The organism is Colwellia marinimaniae (assembly GCF_002207865.1).
Classification (GTDB): Bacteria; Pseudomonadota; Gammaproteobacteria; order Enterobacterales; family Alteromonadaceae; genus Colwellia; species Colwellia marinimaniae.
This window is the reverse complement of sequence record NZ_BDQM01000001.1, coordinates 13,254-34,199: the sequence shown is the minus strand read 5'-3', so window position 1 is coordinate 34,199 and position 20,946 is coordinate 13,254. Positions and strand designations below refer to the sequence as shown.

Annotated in this window: 16 protein-coding genes; 1 reads left to right on the top strand and 15 read right to left on the bottom strand. The window is 39.0% G+C overall.

Annotated elements, in window-relative coordinates:
• Positions 1-2 precede the first annotated feature (2 nt).
• From MTCD1_RS00145 to MTCD1_RS22370, 15 genes are all read right to left on the bottom strand, one after another.
• Positions 3-878, bottom strand: coding sequence for a carbon-nitrogen hydrolase family protein (locus MTCD1_RS00145; protein WP_057182619.1), 876 nt, complete (start codon positions 876-878; stop codon positions 3-5).
• Positions 871-4,836: a YhdP family protein gene (locus MTCD1_RS00140; RefSeq protein WP_057182621.1), complete on the bottom strand. Its 3,966-nt coding sequence runs from the start codon at positions 4,834-4,836 to the stop codon at positions 871-873. The genes MTCD1_RS00145 and MTCD1_RS00140 overlap by 8 nt, the downstream gene beginning before the upstream one ends.
• Before the next feature lie 51 nt (positions 4,837-4,887).
• On the bottom strand, positions 4,888-6,345 hold the full coding sequence (gene rng / locus MTCD1_RS00135; RefSeq protein WP_057182623.1) for a ribonuclease G: 1,458 nt from the start codon (positions 6,343-6,345) through the stop codon (positions 4,888-4,890).
• Positions 6,346-6,367: 22 nt separating this feature from the next.
• Positions 6,368-6,997 (bottom strand): Maf family protein, encoded by a 630-nt coding sequence (locus MTCD1_RS00130; protein ID WP_057182625.1) that lies wholly within the window; start codon positions 6,995-6,997, stop codon positions 6,368-6,370.
• 43 nt (positions 6,998-7,040) lie between these two features.
• Entirely contained in the window at positions 7,041-7,520 is a 480-nt protein-coding gene (gene mreD / locus MTCD1_RS00125; protein ID WP_057182628.1) for a rod shape-determining protein MreD, read from the bottom strand.
• Positions 7,520-8,407 carry a rod shape-determining protein MreC gene (mreC, locus tag MTCD1_RS00120; protein ID WP_057182629.1) on the bottom strand — a complete coding sequence of 296 codons (888 nt, stop codon included), beginning with the start codon at positions 8,405-8,407 and terminating at the stop codon, positions 7,520-7,522. The genes mreD and mreC overlap by 1 nt, the downstream gene beginning before the upstream one ends.
• 220 nt (positions 8,408-8,627) lie before the next feature.
• Entirely contained in the window at positions 8,628-9,671 is a 1,044-nt protein-coding gene (locus MTCD1_RS00115; protein ID WP_057182630.1) for a rod shape-determining protein, read from the bottom strand.
• Positions 9,672-9,843: 172 nt separating this feature from the next.
• Entirely contained in the window at positions 9,844-14,592 is a 4,749-nt protein-coding gene (locus MTCD1_RS00110) for a LamG domain-containing protein (protein ID WP_057182632.1), read from the bottom strand.
• Positions 14,593-15,126, bottom strand: a complete 534-nt coding sequence (locus MTCD1_RS00105) for a hypothetical protein (protein ID WP_057182634.1) — start codon at positions 15,124-15,126, stop codon at positions 14,593-14,595.
• A gap of 121 nt (positions 15,127-15,247) precedes the next feature.
• Positions 15,248-15,901: a hypothetical protein gene (locus tag MTCD1_RS00100; RefSeq protein WP_057182636.1), complete on the bottom strand. Its 654-nt coding sequence runs from the start codon at positions 15,899-15,901 to the stop codon at positions 15,248-15,250.
• A gap of 169 nt (positions 15,902-16,070) precedes the next feature.
• Positions 16,071-16,487: a PilX N-terminal domain-containing pilus assembly protein gene (locus MTCD1_RS00095; RefSeq protein WP_159459887.1), complete on the bottom strand. Its 417-nt coding sequence runs from the start codon at positions 16,485-16,487 to the stop codon at positions 16,071-16,073.
• Between the two features lie 7 nt (positions 16,488-16,494).
• Positions 16,495-17,232: a PilW family protein gene (locus tag MTCD1_RS00090; RefSeq protein WP_159459886.1), complete on the bottom strand. Its 738-nt coding sequence runs from the start codon at positions 17,230-17,232 to the stop codon at positions 16,495-16,497.
• 11 nt (positions 17,233-17,243) lie between these two features.
• Entirely contained in the window at positions 17,244-17,822 is a 579-nt protein-coding gene (locus tag MTCD1_RS00085; protein ID WP_057182640.1) for a type IV pilus modification PilV family protein, read from the bottom strand.
• A complete protein-coding gene (locus tag MTCD1_RS22085; protein ID WP_057182642.1) occupies positions 17,812-18,321 on the bottom strand; it encodes a prepilin-type N-terminal cleavage/methylation domain-containing protein in 510 nt (169 codons plus the stop codon). Before MTCD1_RS22085 ends, MTCD1_RS00085 begins: the two co-directional genes overlap by 11 nt.
• A gap of 30 nt (positions 18,322-18,351) precedes the next feature.
• Positions 18,352-18,825 (bottom strand): type II secretion system protein, encoded by a 474-nt coding sequence (locus MTCD1_RS22370; protein WP_057182644.1) that lies wholly within the window; start codon positions 18,823-18,825, stop codon positions 18,352-18,354.
• 207 nt (positions 18,826-19,032) lie between these two features.
• Between MTCD1_RS22370 and MTCD1_RS00070 the strand changes: the two genes are divergently transcribed.
• On the top strand, positions 19,033-20,700 hold the full coding sequence (locus MTCD1_RS00070; RefSeq protein WP_143760075.1) for a PglL family O-oligosaccharyltransferase: 1,668 nt from the start codon (positions 19,033-19,035) through the stop codon (positions 20,698-20,700).
• The last annotated feature ends 246 nt before the right edge of the window (positions 20,701-20,946 follow it).

The following is a 20,946-nucleotide window of genomic DNA, read 5'->3' as shown; positions in this document are numbered from 1 at the left end:
AATTAATTATTCAGCGGCGAGTTCAACGGCATATTTTGACGTATGCCTGTTACTGATTTTTTTTGGTATTCAACGGTAATAAAACCTTCACCTGTGGCTAGGCTCTGTTCAATTTCGCCCCACGGGTTAATAATCATTGAATGCCCCCAAGTTTCGCGGCCATTTTCATGAACCCCTTCTTGTCCGGCAGCAATAATATAGACTTGATTTTCTATCGCCCTTGCTTGCAATAATATTTGCCAGTGTGCTTTGCCGGTTACTTTAGTAAAGGCACTGGGTACGGTAATGATCTCGGCACCCGCTTGCGTCAGCCGCTGAAATAAGTTGGGAAAACGTAAATCGAAACACACTGATAGGCCAATGTTAGCAAATACTGTGTTTACTACAATTAGCTCTTTGCCCGCTTGGGTATAGTGAGACTCACAATAACTCTTGGTATTATCGCTGACATTGACATCAAATAAATGCATTTTATCGTATTGCCCTAGCAAATCACCACTGGGGCTAAACACACAGCTACTATTAGTAAATTTAGTGGCTGAAGTCGTTAAAATAGGCACAGTACCGGCAACTAAATACACCTTAAACTGCTGGGCCAGTCGGCCTAGGGCTAAACGAAGCTCATTCGCTGCTGCCGATGTTTTTGCCAAAGTTAATTGTTCACTATCTTTACCACCAAAGTATAAACAACATTCAGGTAATACCACTAAATGCTGAATAGGCTCTTTTATAACATCTTCTGGCTTAGCTATGCTACCACTGCCGTTGTAAACCGCTGTCGGGGTTGCCGTAATTTTGGCGAGCAACTCAGCTATTTTAGCAAGGTTGGTGGCAACATTAGCCGTTGAGGATAATTGTATTGCGCTCAGTTTAATCATCAATTACCTCGGACTTTTTTGACGACGTCACAGGGAGAGTCTTATCAACTGCTGACTCTTCTTGTTGTACCTCTTCCGTTGGTACTGTGCCCTCGATATTAATATTCTTACTTTTTCGATCTACTTCCTCAAAAATTGGATTGTCAATGTTGCCGGTTAATTTATAGTTCAACTGATAAACCACCTGTGATTTGATCACTTGATCTATGGCAACACCAGCAAGAAAAGTCACTGGATTCAACGATGTCACTATCCAAGCAAGTACAGGTAAACTTGAGGTTAAATTGGGTTTATATGACATATCATAAGCCAGCTCACCTGTGACTAAATTGGTCTGCCCAGTCATAAACAAATCACCGGCTGTGCCTTTCATTTCGGTATTATCGGTAGTTAACAAGCCCTGTTTTATTTGATAATCACCTTTGATATTACTGTAAAACATACCATCGCTAAATATATCACGAAAATCAAGGGTCAACTTACGTACCAATGACTGTAAACTGAGCACCGACAGAGCGCGCGCCTTATCATCAATATCCGCTAAATAGCCATCATCTAACCTAGCATTAAAATCACCATTTAAGTGACTAACATCAAAATTATGCAAACCGCCAGGCCAGTTCAAGTTTAAAGTAACTTCGGCACCACTGTCTTTAATGATCGAATCATAGCCCATTGCTTGTAATTCGCTTTCTATATCGTCCACCGATAACTGACCCGTTAACGAGGTGGTTGATTGTTGTTCATTATGAAGCCAACTACCGTCAAGGGTTAATTGGGTTTTCCCGCGCTTGGCGGTAAAGTTAGCAAACTCTATGGTTTGATGATCAATACGCTTAATATTTACATCAACTTCCCCTAGTGTCAGTAAACCTATCGTGCAGCTATCACAATGAAATTTTATCGGCGGGATATTAGCAAAAATAATATCGTTTTCAGCTTTATCTAGCGGTTGCCTTGCCGGTGATAACTCTGTCTCTACTGCTGATTTTTCAGCTTGTCTCAGTTTTAAAAATTCGGCATTGATATCTAAACCTTGGCCTAACCAATCAGGATAAATTTTTATCTGGCTACGGATTTCTTCGGCATTCAGTTGTAATAGCCACCATTGCGGTTTATCCAACAAGTTAAAAGACACATTATTAAGTTGCTGACCTAGTATTTGTAACTGAGCAATGGTGCCTCTAATTCTTTTGGGTTTGGCTAAAAACGGCGTTGACTTTGTTGGCGTAGAATTTGAGCTTATGCTGCTACTGGGTTGATTAATACTATCGAGAATATCGCTGATCAGTGGTTGCCATAAGGAAAAATCTGCTTGCTGCAACTGAGTAGTTATATGAAAGCCGTCACTAGCTAATGCCATAGTGCCTTGCCCTAGCATTAAATTAGCACGACTAAAAGCAGTAGTATCGTGATCTAATAAGCCAGAGAAGTGCATTTTATCGCCATAGTTCATCACTATTTTTGATTGTTCCAATTGGCCATTAATTTGTACCGATAAATGGTTTTCTTGTTTATCACTACGTTCATAAGGAGGGGGTAGCAATAACTGAGTATTGTTTAAAGCAGAGTCAAAATTAGCCTGATATGAAAAACCACCTTGATGGTGCTGATGTAGGGATAGTTCGCCTTGCCACGACAGTTCACCTTGGGTATATCGTCGTAATGGTGCTGGTACAAAGGACAACCATTGCTCTTCTCGCCATAAGGCAGAAAGTTTAATATCAGTATGGTAGTAATCCGCTTTATCCATGCCAGTGATATCAAGAGCAATAGGTAAGCCTTGCCAAACCAGCTGTAAATTTTTAGTGCTAATTTTATCATTACTAAAGCTTAATTGCCCTTGAACCTCACTGAAATTCATCTGCGGTGTTTGCAAGCTAGCTTGATTATTATTAAAGTTGATAGTACCACTGGCCAAGGCTTGCTCATTATTATTAAGCGGTAGGTTTAAATGAAATTCACCACTCACCTCACCGGTAATTTGTAGTTGTGCCAAGACACTACCAACGCTATCTTTAAGTGGGCTTTGATTGAGCAAGTCACCGATATAACGCGGCTCTGTTGGTTTAATCTCAGCATCTACCGTCAAAATTTGACCATGGGCTAAATCAGCAATTCCTGCCCGCACCCCAGTAACATCTAAACCTGTTAATTTTCCCCCTCGACCGGTAATTAACATAGCGTTATTAGTGAAGTTTAAATTAGCAACAAAGTCAGTAATGGCTGGCCAACCTTCAACAAACTTAAACTCAGCTTTACTTAACTCAGCATCAACGACAAAAATGCCACTACCATCGGAAAAAGGAAAGCGACTAATAGGACCATTTATCAAAATTTGGGCATTTTCAACACGACCAGAGACAACAGCAGCATTGAGGTAACTCACTAAGTTATCACTCATAATAGCTAAGGGTAAGTAACGACCCACTAAGCCGGCATTAGCATTTGAAATACTCGCCAGTAGCGCTAAATTTACTTCACCATCAAGCGGTACCTCAACTTTAACTTGTGCTGATAAGTTAATTTCTTTAGAAAGAAACTCAAATTTTTCAACGGTCAATGCCCAACCTTCATCATCAAATTTAGCATTGAGCTGCCCTGATAAACGTTGATAGGGAAAAGCTTGCACAAACATCTGGTCGAAGTCTAACCTGCCCTGTTCGGCGTTAAAATTCACCGATAAATAATTGTCTACATAGCTCAGTTGCCCATAAACATTCTCTAACCCTGGAATACCTTGACTATAGTTATTATTAAACTTTGAAAAGTTAGTCACCACCTGCAGTTCGTTGTTATAGTTACGAATATAGAGGTCTTCGATTTTTCCGCTTAAGCTCATCTCAGCAAGTATTTTATGTGTTGCTTGTTTTGCCACAATTAACGGCGTTAATTGCGCTAACATAGCAATATCTATTTCGGAAAGATGTATTGAAAAATCATCGCCTTGCTTAATTAACATAGCGGTAAATTGTTGTGTTGCTTGTTGGTTAAATTGCAGAGATAACGGCGTACTATAAAGCTTAAAGTCTTGCGCTTTTTTACCTTTAACCAGTAATATTTGCCCCTGCTCTAACGTGAGCTTTTGTTCTTGCTGGTCAAACAACCAATTAATGCTGCTATCTGAGATATCTATTTGTAAACGATTAACTTCACTGTTATTGACTTCTAGCCAGGCGGAAAAATTAATATCAGTTTTGGTTTTATCATTTTCAATGACTAAAATGCTATCTAACCAGGGAGTTATATCGAGATGGTTGGCTTGTAAATATACTTGTCCAGATAAAGTACTGCCCGGCTCCCCGTGTAAATCTACTTTCAACTGCAAATTATTAGAACTTAAGCCGTTTAGTACCACACTCCCTTGAGCTTGATGACGCTCACCCGTATTTAACCAATCTAATTGATTTAACCCTATGCTACGGGTGATAGTTTTATTTCGCACTATCAGTTGGCTATCACGAATAGAAAAGCGTTTTATACGATGAAGAAAAATATTACTGATAACGTCGATATCATTCGCGTCATTGTCTATTTCGGTAATTGCAAGGGCATTTTCATCTTCTGGTGATAGCCACAAGCGCTGTGAGATATCAACTTGAGCGCCAAAAATAACCAGATTTTTAGAAATAAGCCTTTGTTCACTTATGCTGCGCCAAAAATCAATTTGTAATTCCAATTGTTTAATAAAGATCGAAGCCCTTTCGGTGTCAAGCACTTGCACATCACTAATGACCAGAATCGGCCCAGAGCGTTGCCAAGTCATGCTTAAGTCACCAATGGAAATATTCGTTTGTGAGATGTCGTTTAAATAATTTTGCAGGGGTAATTTATAATGGTGAACATAGGGTAAAAATAAACGAAAGGCACTGATTAATACCGCCAGCAGCACCAATAAAATGGCAATAGATTTATAAAGGCGGTTTAGCCAACAGTTAGCAGTGCTTGCAATACTCATTAAAACTTAGCGAGTCCTATATTTATTATGCTAAAAATACCCGAATGGCTATTACATCATAACAACGTCAAATTGTTCCTGATTATACATGGGTTCGGCCAGTACTTTAATCGACTTACCAATAAAAACTTCAACTTCAGCTAAATTATGGTATTCATCATTAAGCAGAAACTCACTGACGGCACTAGCAGCATAAACAGTAAACTTATCTGCTTCATGGGCACGATTTACTCGAACTATCTCTCTAAGTATTTCAAAACAAACAGTTTCCACCGTTTTTAAATGCCCACGACCGCTACAAAGTGGGCACTCGCCACACAACACATGCTCTAAACTTTCACGTGTTCGTTGTCGTGTCATTTCTACTAAACCAAGCGCTGAGAAACCATGAAGGCTGTATTTTACCTTATCCTTGCTCATCGCCGTATCTAGGCTGTGCAATACTCGTCGTTTATGATCTTCATTGTGCATATCGATAAAATCGACAATGATAATACCACCAAGGTTTCTGAGTCTCAGCTGTCGAGCAATAACCTGAGTTGCCTCGATATTGGTACTAAAGATGGTATCGGCAAGGTTTCTATGGCCAACAAAGGCGCCGGTATTAATGTCTATAGTAGTCATGGCTTCGGTTTGATCTATGATCAAATAGCCACCAGACTTCAGCTCTATTTTCCGGTGCAGTGCCCGCTGAATTTCTCGCTCGACCGAGAACAAATCAAAAATAGGAAGCTCGCCTGGGTAATATTCTAATAACGGTGTCAATTCAGGGACAAATTCTTGGGTAAAAGCGTCCAGATCTTGATAGGTAAGCTTAGAATCAACCCGGATACGCTCTATATCAATGCCAACAAAGTCTCGCAGTACTCGAAAAGACAATGATAAGTCTTGATATAAGGGTAACTTGGTTTGTTTTCGTTGTTTACGGGTTAATACTTTTTGCCATACTCTACGTAAGAACTCGGCATCATGCTGTAGCTCAAGCTCACCAGCACCTTCACCCGCAGTTCTGACAATAAACCCTTGATGCTCATCACAATAGGGACTGACAATGTCTTTTAAACGCTCGCGCTCATCGGCCCCTTCAATGCGTAGCGATACACCGGCATGTTGAGAGTGAGGCATTAACACTAGATAACGTGAGGCTATGGTGATATCTGTCGTTAAACGTGCGCCTTTAGAGCCAAGGGGATCTTTAACAACTTGCACCATAATTTGTTGCCCTTCATGCACTAAAGAGCGAATGTCTACTGCTTGATCATTTTCTTCTTTTAAAATCAGTTTGCTTTTAATATCAGAAGCGTGCAAAAAAGCCGCTTTCTCTAAGTTAATATCAATAAAAGCGGCTTGCATACCGGGTAAAACACGAATCACCTTGCCTAAATACACATTGCCAACAATGCCTCGCTTGCCTTGTCGCTCAATATGCACTTCTTGCAATGAACCATTTTCCACCAAAGCAACACGTGTTTCACTAGGAGTAACATTAATTAATAACTCGGCACTCATATATAGCCCTTACTTCAATAAATTATTTTGCATTGATGGCACCAATAAAACCGGCCTTAGCCAGTAATTGGGCTGTTTCATATAACGGTAAACCCACCACAGCTGAATAGCTGCCGTTGATAGATTTAACAAATTGTCCCGCAATTCCCTGAATGCCATAACTGCCCGCTTTATCTTGCGGTTCACCTGTTAACCAGTAAGCGTGAATTTCTGCCTTGCTCAGAGCTTTAAAAGTCACTTGTGTACTGATCACTTGCCCCTGGACACTCGTTTGGCTAGCCAAGGTAATTGCCGTTAATACCTGGTGCTGATTATTGGATAATAACGATAAGGTCTTAAGACAATCGGCTTCGTTAACGGGCTTACCTAATATTTGGCCATTTAATACCACACAGGTATCTGAGCCTAAAACATGACTGTTGGCTTGTTCAGCTTTAGGCAATAACCTCAATACATGTTGTGCTTTTAACTTCGCTAAACGTAAAACATAGTCATGAGCGGTTTCAGTGGCCTCTACTGTCTCATCAATATCACTTACCCGTACAGTAAATTGATAGCCTAATTGTGTTAACAACTCTCTGCGCCGTGGAGATTGCGAGGCTAAAATAAGCTGTTGACCGCTAGTTATGGTGTTAATGATACTGTCTGTCATAAAATTATTTACTGCTATAGCAAGACCTTGAGCCATTGTTTAATTATTTAATGCGAAAGTGACGACGAACACGGCGTAACAATAAAAACACCCATGGCCACAAGACAATTGTCGTTATCACTGGATATAAATAATTGGGCAGGAAGACCACATCACTTAAAAAACGTTGTAACCAAAAAACCACCAAATGATATTGTGCAGAAAGTACACCAATTATTAAGGCTTGTTGCCATACTGAAAAATTTCTAATTTTTTGAAAATTAACCACGACAATATAAACTGATAAGGCCATAGCACAGGCATGAACACCCAGCACAGAGCCGAGTAAGACATCAAGAATAAAGCCCATCACCCAAGCAGTAATGATGTTTACTTTATTGGGTAAAGCTAAACACCAGTAGACCAAAACAATTAGTACCCAATCGGGGCGAAACGCATCAACACTAAGCGGCATTGGCGTAATACTGGCCATCAAGGCAATAAGTAAGGTCAACAAAATAATAAAGCCATTATTGCTAAACATTAAGACTTACCTGCGCTTGCTTGCTTACTTTTTGGCAAGTTAGCACCCTTAACTGACTGCTCTTTAGACGGCTCTTTTGAAAGTAATAACATATAGCGTAACCTATCAATTTGCGCGACCGGTTTACTATAAATAGTGGCAAATTCTCGTGACTCATCGGCGCGTACAAGAACTACTCGGGCAACCGGATACCCTTCTGGGTACTTGCCACCTAAACCTGAGGTAACTAATAAATCACCTACTTTGACATCGGCACTGTGCGGCACAAAATTATGGATAAGGCGATCAATTTGGCCACTACCTGAAGCAATAAGCCTTAAGCCATTTCGTTGAATACGCACAGGAATAGCATGAGATATATCAGTGATCAAAATCACTCTTGAGCTACTGGCACCCACATGCAATATTTGCCCAACAATACCCTTTTCATCAAGTACCGCCTGACCTTCGTAAACACCATCATTGGTGCCACGGTTAATAACCACCTGATGAGAATAGGGATCACTATATACCGAGATAATTTCGGCAAACATTTTATTTATTTCACCGCGAACAGGAGAGGAAAGTAATGAGCGTAATCTTTCATTTTCTTGTCGAACCATACTAAGCTGCATCGCTTGTTCGTGATAAAATAGCTCATTTTCACGAAAAATTTGATTTTCTTTCATCAATTGTTGGCGAATGACGATATTCTCTGCCGCCCAATTCATCATTTGTTTCGGCGCATTAGCCATATATTGCAAGGGACTCACTAACGACTGCAAATAACCACGTGCGGTTTCAAAACTTGCCATTTTATGGTCGAAAAAAATCAAGGCCGCCGAGCAACACAGTACCAAAATAAGTCGGTGTGCTGGTGATGTGCCTTGATTAAAGATTGGGTTCATAAAAAGTTACAGGCTAGAAGTGTAGGGCTTAAACGCTATACAGAGATTATCATTCAACAATAGAGCACCATAACTATCAAAAGAATTATATGTATTTTCTATCAATAGTTTATTCACAGGCATTTAGCTTAAGTACAAGGCAATAGCACGGAGTTGACGCTAGTCAATGAGTACTATTAACGCTGTAATTACGCTAAATGACACAGAAGAAAAATTGATTTTATTCGTATGAGAAAAGGTCGCCACCATGCATATCAATCATCTCAAGGGCTTTACCACCACCTCTGGCAACACAGGTTAATGGGTCATCCGCCACAACGACCGGAATGCCGGTTTCTTCCATTAATAAACGGTCCATGCCTTTTAATAAAGCACCGCCACCAGTTAAGACCATACCACGCTCGGCAATATCCGAAGCTAACTCTGGCGGAGCTTGCTCTAATGCCACCATAATAGCACTAACAATACCACTTAAGGGCTCTTGTACTGCCTCTAAAATTTCATTGCTATTTAAGGTAAAGCTACGTGGTACACCTTCAGCAAGGTTACGGCCACGTACTTCTATTTCAGTAAGTTCTTCACTTGGGTAAGCAGAACCAATTTCATGCTTGATGCGCTCAGCCGTTGCTTCACCAATTAGGCTACCAAAGTTACGGCGAACATAGTTAATAATGGCTTCATCAAATTTATCACCACCAATACGGACAGATGATGAATAAACCACGCCATTAAGGGATATAATACCCACTTCGGTAGTACCACCACCGATATCGACCACCATAGAGCCCGTTGCTTCTGAAACAGGCAGGCCCGCACCAATAGCTGCGGCCATTGCCTCATCAATTAAGTAAACCTCACGAGCACCAGCGCCCATGGCTGATTCTCGAATGGCACGGCGTTCAACTTGGGTAGAGCCACAAGGAACACAAATTAATACTCTAGGGCTAGGGCGTAAAAAATTATTGCTATGCACTTGTTTAATAAAGTGTTGTAACATTTTTTCGGTAACGAAGAAGTTAGCAATTACACCATCTTTCATCGGGCGAATCGCTTCAATATTCCCGGGGGTTCTACCTAACATAGCTTTAGCGGCCGCACCTACGGCAGCAACACTTTTAGTGCCACCGGCACGGTCTTGACGAATAGCAACTACAGAAGGCTCATTTAACACTATACCTTGGTCTTTTACATAAATAAGTGTATTTGCGGTACCTAAATCGATGGAAAGATCGTTAGAAAACATGCCGCGTATTTTTTTAAACATAAGCTCAAAATGTCCTGTAAAGTGCGAATTAAGTAGACGCTGTTAATAGACGAATAACAGATCAGATAATCATACCTTAGTATTAAGCTAATGTGTTGCTTTTTTGAAATAAAGCACTAAAGAAGTATAAAAAAATGAGACCTTAGTCTCATTTTTAATACCACAGATAAAACTAGTTTATTTTGTCTATCTCACGCTGATAAATAATACGGTCATTACCGCGGAAAATACCAAAGGTAAGAGTCGTGGTTGGGTTATTGGTAAAGTTATCATCATTATTCCAATCATATTGCAGCCAAGTTGGCACTTGATACTCAAATGATAAACTTCCTTGACGACCATCGCCTGGCGCTGAAAACAATAACGACTGATATAAACCACTGACAAAACTTCTAGCTTCTACACTCGGAGTGGTGTGACTTGGCAATAAATTATCAGGACCGCCAATATCGGCTAAGCGATAATGCCAAAGTTCCATGCCTCCATCACCAATATTACCAGTATTCTCTATGTCGCCGATTTCAGGAACAAGACAGTTTTCTTGCTCATTATCGATAAAAGTTGTGCCATTAAAGTGTTGAGTGCGCATAGTTACCGGTAAAATTGAGGTTTCAGGGCCATAACTGTTTGCAAGTAACCAACGGCCAAAACGTATTTCAACTCCGGAAGTAATGACTTTCTCTGTAGCAATAATATTTGTATCACTGCCACTATAGAGTCTTACCTCGTCTGTATCTTCCACCCCTGTAACAAGGAAGGGGATATTGGCCGGGAAAGCTTGCAGCTTTGAATGCTTATTATGTTCATAAATAAAATGATCTTGCTCATTAAATGTGTATGAGACAACGCCATTAGTACCACTTGCCATTGGCGCATCACCAGCACTCATATTTGCACTCAAGTGTACTTTTTCATCGTTTCCATCTGGATAAAGACGAGACATGGCATCATCTGCTATTGGCGCAGGAATTGTGATCCCTGACGCTGTTAGCTTCATAAAGCCCGGTTTTGTATAATTCTGGGTGATATCACCATCAAGATTAAATGCAGTTATATTTATGATTGGAGATGAAAAATCATCATATGAAATTGCACCAACAGTACTGCCACTTCTATCCCGAGTTTGTCCTGCATAGACCCAACTATTCATCTGACAAGTATCATAATGATTGGCATTTAAAGTACCGTGATCATTAACATTTTGAGTAAAATAAGCTGGGGTAAAGCGGCCAACATAAGGAACAAAACCGTCAATATTAATATCTGCGGCTAAATAATTTTCTTTTAAAGCCGCTAAAGAAATAATACCTACTTCATCATAAGTACCAGTATCAACGTTAATCCCCAAGCTAAAGTCTGCTCCAGTTACAGTTAATTCTCCCAATACACCTGTTGAGGGCGCTACCAATCCATGAGTCAAACTAGTTAAGGTCACATCAGTAAAGTTTGCCGTAGTGGGGTTTGTGGTTAAATCCTCACCTTGATCGGCTAAACCGTTATTATTGGCATCATCACCTGCTTGCCAAGCAATTGCTCGAGTACTAATTCTTATCTCACCGCCTGCGACGGTAAAAACATCTGCAGAGCTTCCGTTACCATCAGTTGCTGCAGGATTAATTTTATAATCGATATCATTTGTGGGTAAGTTTTTATCAACAAAAATATCAAAGGCAAATGGCCGCACGTATATTGAGTTAGAGCTACCCGTAATGAATTCACCTGATGGATTACCATCATCATCAGGTAATTCGAAACGGGCATGTAATTGCATTGCGCCGGCATCAGCATAAGTAAAAACAAATTCGGCACTATGTTGGCTAACACCGCCAAAGTCTAAAGCCACGTCCGTAAAAGGTAAGCTATTAAAAGCTGTACTCGCTGGGGCAGTGCCAATATCAGTTCCTGATATGTTTACTACTTTGGTGCCCGTATTAGGGGTTTGATAACTGGCTGCCATATCTATAACCGAGCCTGTTATCAATAAAGGAGCACAAGCGCCAGAGTTATCCGTTTTCACCGCTTCAACTTTTAAAACATCGGCATTGTAGCCAATAGTTGATGGTTTACCTGAAAGCTGTAGCGGTAGTAGGGTACTACCTGAGGCAACAGAGACAAACCTAAAGCCTGCATCAGTAAAAACCACTTCACAAGTTGCCGGGGCACCATAGGTGCATTCATACGCTTGATCTAGACTTAAAGTTACATCTTCTTGTTTGGTATGAATATAACTAACATCAATTTCGCCCCCAACAAATGTAACGTTTTTATTTAACACCACGTTATTACTGCTATCGGTCACTGATAGCACTACATTTGCTTCATCAAGGTAAGGACTACAAGCAGCATCCGCACAGGCTTTAATGGTAATGATATCTTGCTCACAAGTCAGACCTTGCCCGTTTTGGGTGCTAACTTCGAAGTGATCTATATAACTATCACACAGGTGAACTTCTTGATAGATAGCATCAATTTCGGTAGCAGATAATGCACCACTATATAATTTAACTTCATCAATTCTGCCTTGGAAATATCGACCTGAAAAGTACTGATCTTGCCCTATTTGCAGTGGATCAGTATTCGAGAACAAATTAGTCGCTTGATTATCCTGCCCTTTATTAACACCATTAACATAGATAACTTGCTCGCCATCTTTATAAGTAATAGCTATGTGGTACCAGTTATTAGCAGTAATATTTGCGCCTGAGCTGTTAAAAGAACGTGCGGCGCCAGTCGCATCATTCCACCACCAGTAAATTTCACCATCCGGCGTAACATGAAATTCATAGTTTGTATCTTTTGATAGAATAGTCATCAAGCCTGATGACGGTAACTTAGTAGGATATATCCAAGTTGAAATGGTGAATTCGTTAGTGAAACTTAAGCTATCATCGTGTGCTATTTGTACAAAATCATTAACGCCATCAAAGTATCCATAGCCACAAGTACCTGGGTTGCCGACCCTTGCAGGGTTAACCCTATCGGTACTCAAGCCACCAACCGCCGTGCCGTGCAATGTGCCAAGTTCACTTACAACTTCATCAGTACCGTTCCAAGCGAGTTCATCCATCTGATAGTAAGCAACAAGTTCAGCCGCACAGCCATTATCATCATTCATATCCGTTTGAATTTCGCTCAACGTAAGCACTTTATTATAAATTCTTACTTCATCATAATTACCACGTGAAGAATACGGTGAAGCTATATTTGAATTTCCTGTTTGGGTATAATTAGAAGCATTATCACCAAAGACTATTTGCTTGAGTTCCCCCATAGCACCATTGGTATTTCTACTTTGCTGAATTTGTAGTGTTCCATCAACATAAATGGCAAAATCATTGGCAAGATAATCCCAGGTTACCGTCAAATAATACCAAGTATCAGCGGCTCTGTTAGTTATTGATGGCTCAACTAAACTAAAGTCACTATCAGCCGAGTCTTCAAAGGCAAACTTTAATCGGCCATCTTGCTGAATTTCAAAGACAAAGTATTTATCAGTTACATTACTTCCTGAGCTAGCATCAAACAATACCCGCTCTTGCCCTTGGTCCCAATCAATTCTACTGTTAAACCAAAAGCTTATTGTGCCTTTTAGCCCTATATGGTCATTAACATCTAAACTAGAACGAAAAGAATCCGTTATGCCGTTATAATCGTTCCAGCTTTCACTTTCAAAACCACGACAATACTTACCGTTTACAGTCGATAAACCACCAAAAATATTCTCAGCATGATTATCTAAGCCGCTGGTATCATCTATTTGGGTGGAAATATTAGTTTGTTCAAATCTATGTAATGCCAGCAGAGTTCCTGTGGGTACAACAGGCTCACAAAAACCATGAGGGTCAAAGTCATCTAACATTGATGAATCAAAGGTATAACGGCCACCTTCTTTTACATCAAAGCTACCTGATGCTGAAACCGCACCGTTAAAGGTAATACCTTTTTCTAGGACCACATCACCATTAACGTAAATAAAGCCATTAACTACTGCATTTTCTTCTATCTTTAAATTGCCATCAACTACTATCAATAATTCTGACGGATTGCCTGTACCTAAGAAAGGCACATTTAAACCTACGCCTTTTTTGAAAACAGCATTACCAGATATGTAAATAGCGCTAGTGCCGCCTGAGGTTATTAAACGATAGTTTTCGTTATCAGGAGCCGCGTTATAAAAGTTATATTCGGCATCAGTAAATGTCCAGCTATCAGATAAATCAGGAAAACTACCAAGGTTTGAGTCAAGGTTTATCGAGCCAACCGAGGTAAAGTCTTCAAAAGCACAGTTTACCCAATTACCATTAACATAACATAAAGGCCTATTTGAGCCAGTGACAATAGAGCCACTGCCCGAGAATGGTTGGCCTCCTGGAAATACAACATCACAACTTAGTGGTGTATCTTCATTTGGAGCTCCGCCAGTATTTCCTCCTGAGTTGCCATTACCCGAATTACCCCAATATCCAGTGCCATCAGGCATACGACGGTAATCGTGAGAGTTTGACTCTGTTGCATCCCAATCATATGTAAGGCATATAGTATCATTCAAACTTTGCTGTGCCATATAGCCAACACTTAAATAATCGATTGTTTCGCCAAGAGCATCTGTTAGAAGAACATCAAAACCTTTATTCGTTGGAATAAAGCTTGTTGCTACAACAATATACGGGAGGGTTGTTGATACACTTAAAGGTAGTTCACTAGTACATTCGTTTTTATTTCCCTTTTCCTTACATATTTTCACTTTCCAAGTAGTGTAGGTACCTTCAGAAATAGAACTATCTAGCAACTTTATTTCAATAAACCCTACACTGCCCGCTTCATTTAAGGTTGCTAGCCCCATATATTGAGAACAAATAGCAAAAACTTGTGTGCTTAATAACAGTAAAGAAAAGCAGAGTATTTTAATGTAATTATCCATCTACAAACTCCTCGCTTCAACTTGAATGGTGCGACTGCTTTTAACGATAACCTTGCTATTAGCATCCATAACACCACTGCCACATTCGCCGGTGCTGGTTAAGCGGTAATATTTTGTGCCATCGAGTCCTGTGTGGTAATTTTCACAACTTGTTGTGGCTTCACAGTCATAAAGACCCGGGATATCTTCACCGAAAGCAGTTTGTAAATCATATGGTTTATCGGTAAATGCTGTATCACAAGTGTCAGATGAAGTTACACTGAAAGGGAATAATAACTGTAACTCAGCTTGCATAGCCGAATTAGCCGCCATATAAGCGCGAGTTCCTAATATCTCTTGAGAAACTGTTTCACTACTGGTGGAGATCATGCGCATTAAAACACTGCCCAATAAGGTCAATATAATGATGACAAACAAGGCTAGTATTAGCGAGCTACCTTGCTGTTTAGAACTATAAGCTAAGTAAGTGCACGCTTTTATTTCAGGCAAATGCTGATAGCGAATAGACATATTGGCGTTAGGGTTACAATTCATATGAAAAAGTTACTACAAAGATAACGTTAAGCACTTATTTTTGCAATATAAAGCATAAAAAAAGCCCCGTAAAACGGGGCTTTGATTAAAGCTATAGCATTTATAAAAATAGAGAAAAAGATTAAGCTGATTTTTTGCTCATCTTGATTTGTAAAGCAATGAGAGCAATTGCAAAAAGGGTAATAGTTAACGGCTCAGGAATGGGTTTTGGTGCCGGAATAAAAGTTAAGGTTTTTCTTACATAGAATGTATCATACGTGGCACCCGAAGTTGACATGATATTCTTATGTTGTAGCTTTTTTTCAGATATATCTGTTAAATCTGAATCGGGGGCAAACCAGCTCCAAGTGCTTCTGATATCTTTATTTAATATATCATTATTATTGATGACTTCATCGAAAACACTATTCCAATGAGAAAAAGCATGAACATAACTGTTATTAAGTAGAAATAGTGACTCTACTTCTGATCCCAATAAACCTGAAAAAATAGTTAATAAATCAGGTATTCCATCTTCTCCAGCATAACCCCACCCACTATTTTCATAAAACGATGGTGCGAATAAAGTATTAAAGTTGTAAGTTTTATCTGTATACCATATTTCAGAGTTTACCTTTGAAGCCCAAACAATATCGTAATCAACGCCACCATAATTATAAACTATATAATCATCGGCAGTTAAATCATTAACATTTAGAGGGAGTATCGTTGCTTGAGAAATATTAGAAAAAACTAAGGTAATTATAGAAATAACCATTACTGCAAATTTATGCATTTAACACTCCGATAAAATTGGGCACAATAAAATCACTTATTATCTCTATTAGCACAAATCAAGCCAAGTAAGAATTACGATTAAATATCAATATCTTATGGTAAATGCAATTAAAATGGTAAATTATAATGTAAAAAAAACCGACACTGGATTACCAAGTAAGGAATTGTTATAAACTTCTAGCTTTAATTTCAATTGTTCTTGAGGTAAAGACATCTGCTACAGTACATTGACCCGTACTCGTAATAGTATAATAGGTGACACCATCAACAACAGGGCCTGCTATGCAGTCCACATCTGAAGCTTGACAGTTTTCTAATCCTGCAATAGTAGAAAAATCATATACGCTGTTTGCTGAACATACTTTACTATCGGGTAAAAGAGGAAACACTTCACTGAGTTTCCTTTGTGCTCCGGCTTGAGCCGCTTGATAAGCTCTAGTTCCGAGTACTTCATAAACAATAGTTTCTGCATTTGAGCTAATCATTCTAACAAGCGCTGAACCCAACAAAGACATGACAACCATAATAAAAAGAGCCAGCACTAATGCACTGCCCTTTTGCTTATTTGATCTTCTCATTTTCATCGGTACCTTATGGAACATTTAACACCTGTATTTCATTATTAAAGGTGACTGTTTCATTGTTTTTTTCAAATCTAAAATGCATTTGCACCATGGCATTACGTTGTAACGTTGCGGCTAGTATTTCAAATGGGCTAGTGTTATATATATCTTCTGCCATTAAAATCCCATTCCTTAACAAGGAGTTATTTTGCAAACAATACTCAACAGTTTCACTTTCATTGATAAAATAAAGCCTTTGTGTTGGGGAGTCTTCGGAAAATAACACCTCCGCCACTAAAGTAATAACCCATTCATCCCCTGTTTCGTCGATACTAGCAACAGCATGTACTTTATCACTATTACTGGGAGCAACAGGGTAAACATCATTAGGAGTTAGCGGGTAAACAATTACGCTCCAAGTGCTTTTAAAGGTTTTATCAAACCGAATGACGCTAATTTTATTCTTAGCAACTTCAGGTGCTACCGGTATGTCGGTATAAATAGTACTTTCAATAATAGGTGTGAACTCTAAGCATTGCTCTGAATTTGTTAGCCTTAAACTATTAGGTAGCGCGTTTCTAATGTCTCTATTTAAGCGCTCAATAGCAAAGCGTGCTGATGACACCAACTGATCTCTGGCGGTTGTTTCGCTATAAATTTGTGTAGCAAATTTTATAAAGCTACTAATTGCTGTCGCAAGCACTCCAAGAATAACAATAACAACTATCAGCTCAATAAGGCTAAAACCAGGCGATTTTTTACGCATTCGCTGCTTCATCAGAAATTAGCTCGATAGGTTGAAAAACTCATTGAAAAATCTGTCGGCGTAGTAATTATTACGGTAATTAACTTAGCTGTTGATATTGCTGCTGTTGATATATCAGTTGGACAACTTCCATCATAATTAGCATCATTACAGACACTAATACTCATTGAATAGCCGAGATATAAAGCTATTGGCTGCCCTTGTGAGTTCTCAATTTCTCCCTTTCCATACACATCGCCATACTCCAAGCCATTGTAGTCATCAACATCATTAAAAGTCGCTCTAGTCTCTCCTGTCTCCCCTCCCATAACAGTAGAACAACTAGGTGCCGAAGTCTCACCACAGCGAAGTCGGCCACCGGCCATATCTGATTTTTCATCAAAGGCTTTATTTTGAATTTCATTCAGCATAGATTGCGCTAACTCTGCCGCTTTCACCTGGTGTAATTGCTCAGCGCTTTGTTGTGCAACGGGAAAAATCAGTGTGGTTAACACAGAAAAAGATATCGCTAAAACAACCATACCGACGATCGTTTCAATTAAAGTGAAGCCTTTATGATGTAAAAGATTACGAGAATCACTAAATTGCATAAATATAGCCTTCTGAATTAATAAGAATCTTTGGCGAGTTTTCCCCTGTGATGGTTATCGTCATTCCACAGGAATTTACGGGTGTACAACCTATAGGTTTTCCTAAGGAAGAAAATGAGAAGCTAGTTAGACCTTCTGAAAGGGTAAAACTAACACTATGTTTGGCATCAACAGTTACGGTAGTGGTATCACCTGCATAACCTGTTGTACATAGATTTGTATCTGGGTCTGTTGCTTGTAAACCGATAATAGCTGAAGGGGCTATTTCAACTTGAATGTTTTTACAAATGTCGTCAGTAGTTTGCTGCATTGCCCGCAGCTGAATTGCTCTTAGCTTAGTAATTAACTCATCACGATAAGTGAACTCTTCAAAGCCGTTGGAGGTAAAAAATTTTGGCAGCACAGTTACTGCCATTATTGATATCAGAATAATAACAACAATGAGTTCTATTAAAGTGAAACCATTGTCGCTTAAATACTTTATTTTACAAATATTCATTGATAATAATAAGTGCCCATGAAAGTTTAATTAAACACAGGGGTTAACTGTTATTATTGGTTTACTTGTTTGTTTCGCTTGCTTATAAGTTACAATGCAATCCTCTGTTTCATCAAAAGGATCGATACTTGTTGGGTGAATTAGTAATACAGTATCAGGTGTAACCGTAATCAAAAAATCCTCGCTATCTAAATGCAATAACCTCTGCCAATCAGGAATAATAGCACGAGGGTAGCCATAATTAATATCTAATTCAGTTCCATCAGTTAATGTGATAGTTGGCTTAGGGGTATTTGTCGATGACACCTTTTGATTTCCTTTAACAATAGATTTCCCATAAATAAGCGCTGAAACACTTTGCATTGCAGCTTGCACTCCATACAGAGTTGAAGTTTGCGCATCTGCTCTTAAGTTTACGAATTTAGGTACAGCTGTTACAGCTAAAATACCTAAAATAACAATTACCACAACTAACTCAATTAAGGTAAAGCCTTTATTATTCATTCTGTATCTCCATTGAGTTCAAATTTTTTATCAGTAATAAGTATCGAGTTAAATATGAACATTTTACCAACTATATTACCAAGAATATTGCTAACAAAAATATAACTATTATCTTACAACACTTTAGCTATAGATTGTATACTCAGCCATCGCATTTGCCACGCCGAGCTTATTTTGTCGCTATTACCCTACTATAAATTTTTCCTCGTGCTTTATTTCCTTGTCGGCATGCATGTTATTTTAGATACCCCAGGCGGTGTTGGTTTATATTATTCCTATAATGTAATTGCTTGGCTAATTACCGTAATCCTTATCTCACTAGGCCTGTGGCAAATCACCCTAAATAGAAAAATATACTATAGCAAGATGCTATTATGGCTTAGCTTAGGCGTGGCTTGTTTGATCGTTCCGGTATTTTACCAATTCGAATTTACCGATCTTGCCATCCCACGCATTCTCGCTTTAGTTGGCGGATTACTTTTTTTGTTTTCACTTTATCAATTTCAGCTGTCAAAGCTCGCAGCCCTGCAATTACTTGCACTAATTCTACTGGCAGTAATTATTGAAGCTTGTTTTGGCCTTGTGCAGTTTTTTCTGTTCGAACAAGGATTCTGGGCTGGCTATATTGTCGGTAGTAGCCGACCACACGGGGTTTTTATTCAACCCAACATTATGGCAAGTTTTATGGCAACCGGTTTAGCCATTGCCCTGTTCCTTTCGGTGAAGAGCAAGATTTTTCAAAGTGTATGGGCTTTTAAAGGTCTGATTATATTTAGCTTATTCATCACCAGTTTTCTGCTGATATTACTGCAATCTCGTACCGGTTTTGTCGCGGCAATCGCGGTGCTTGCACTCACTGCGCCTTATATATATCAAAAGAACAAAAAGCAGTTAGTCACTAACTTTGCTGTTATCGCTATTGCCGCACTAAGCGCAACAATATGTCTTGAAAATTCTGCTACGCCAATTCGTGACCAACAAGTATATGAAAATGTTGGTTCTCGAGATAAAATATTTATTATCAGTGTAGATATGATTAAAGCAAAGCCGCTACTAGGGTACGGTTATGGTGGTTTTGAACGTAGCTTTATTGATCACTTCAATAAATATGCAATAGAGAATCCTGAGATAGGCAATACTATTACTAATTTATCTCACCCACACAATGAAGTGCTTTTTTGGGTAGTTGAAGGCGGCTTAATTGCCTTAATGGCCTTTGTATTTTTCACCATTGGTTATATTTTTACATGGCGAAAAATTCAACTACATAGAAGCTTAGCTGTATTAGCTTTAATATTTCCTTTACTGTTACATATACAGTTAGAATTTCCTTTTTATAGCAGTATTAGTCATTGGTTGGTGTTTTTAATTATGTTGTGGCTGGTAGATCGCTTTGCGCTTGCTGACGATGAAAGCTATCGAAGTATATCTTGCCCTAAAACGTTCCTAATACGTTTTTTTGCACTTTTGATTCCCAGTATTTTTATCCCGTTTTTACTAACCACATTACATACCGCTCACATATTGGTAGAACATAAAAAGAACCCTCACAGCACACAAGCATTCGAAAGGCTAAAAGATATTATTAACCCTATTGCTTGGCAAAGTCACTTAGGTGCTATTGTATTTGAGCATATTTTAATTGAGGGCTTACATGAAAAGAATGCTAACAAACTTAAACGCTACTTGTATTGGGCACTAAAACGTATCAAGCACACCCCTAGAGAAGGCCTATATTTAAATAGCTTATTAGTATTAAAAATATTAGACCAAACTGAAGCCTATCAATTATTACTCACTGAGGCTAAGCGTACCTACCCACAAAAAACAAATTGGCACACGAGTATAATACCAAGAGATAAAATCGATAAGTGATTTACTTTTCAGAATAAGGCTAGCAAGCAATTATTGCCTGGTAAACTTTGGTGTATATTATTTTTCAAAGATTCGTGATGTGATGGCAAAACAATATAATCATCAATAAGCGGCTATATAAATTTTCAATCCACATGCCACGCCCCCATTGCTCAAGTTGATATCAGCTCATTGCTGCAATATAAAATCAAGCAAATAACAAATACAAAAAAGCCGAGGCTAGCTCGGCTTTGGTTTTATAAATAC

Coding starts and splice junctions, on each gene's coding strand:
- MTCD1_RS00100 (WP_057182636.1), bottom strand. CDS start 15,901: ATGCATAAATTTGCAGTAATGGTTATTTCTATAATTACCTTAGTTTTT.
- mreD (WP_057182628.1), bottom strand. CDS start 7,520: ATGTTTAGCAATAATGGCTTTATTATTTTGTTGACCTTACTTATTGCC.
- MTCD1_RS00115 (WP_057182630.1), bottom strand. CDS start 9,671: ATGTTTAAAAAAATACGCGGCATGTTTTCTAACGATCTTTCCATCGAT.
- MTCD1_RS00110 (WP_057182632.1), bottom strand. CDS start 14,592: ATGGATAATTACATTAAAATACTCTGCTTTTCTTTACTGTTATTAAGC.
- MTCD1_RS00085 (WP_057182640.1), bottom strand. CDS start 17,822: ATGCAATTTAGTGATTCTCGTAATCTTTTACATCATAAAGGCTTCACT.
- MTCD1_RS00095 (WP_159459887.1), bottom strand. CDS start 16,487: ATGAAAATGAGAAGATCAAATAAGCAAAAGGGCAGTGCATTAGTGCTG.
- MTCD1_RS00140 (WP_057182621.1), bottom strand. CDS start 4,836: ATGAGTATTGCAAGCACTGCTAACTGTTGGCTAAACCGCCTTTATAAA.
- MTCD1_RS00090 (WP_159459886.1), bottom strand. CDS start 17,232: ATGCGTAAAAAATCGCCTGGTTTTAGCCTTATTGAGCTGATAGTTGTT.
- MTCD1_RS22085 (WP_057182642.1), bottom strand. CDS start 18,321: ATGAATATTTGTAAAATAAAGTATTTAAGCGACAATGGTTTCACTTTA.
- mreC (WP_057182629.1), bottom strand. CDS start 8,407: ATGAACCCAATCTTTAATCAAGGCACATCACCAGCACACCGACTTATT.
- MTCD1_RS00130 (WP_057182625.1), bottom strand. CDS start 6,997: ATGACAGACAGTATCATTAACACCATAACTAGCGGTCAACAGCTTATT.
- MTCD1_RS00145 (WP_057182619.1), bottom strand. CDS start 878: ATGATTAAACTGAGCGCAATACAATTATCCTCAACGGCTAATGTTGCC.
- MTCD1_RS22370 (WP_057182644.1), bottom strand. CDS start 18,825: ATGAATAATAAAGGCTTTACCTTAATTGAGTTAGTTGTGGTAATTGTT.
- rng (WP_057182623.1), bottom strand. CDS start 6,345: ATGAGTGCCGAGTTATTAATTAATGTTACTCCTAGTGAAACACGTGTT.
- MTCD1_RS00105 (WP_057182634.1), bottom strand. CDS start 15,126: ATGAATTGTAACCCTAACGCCAATATGTCTATTCGCTATCAGCATTTG.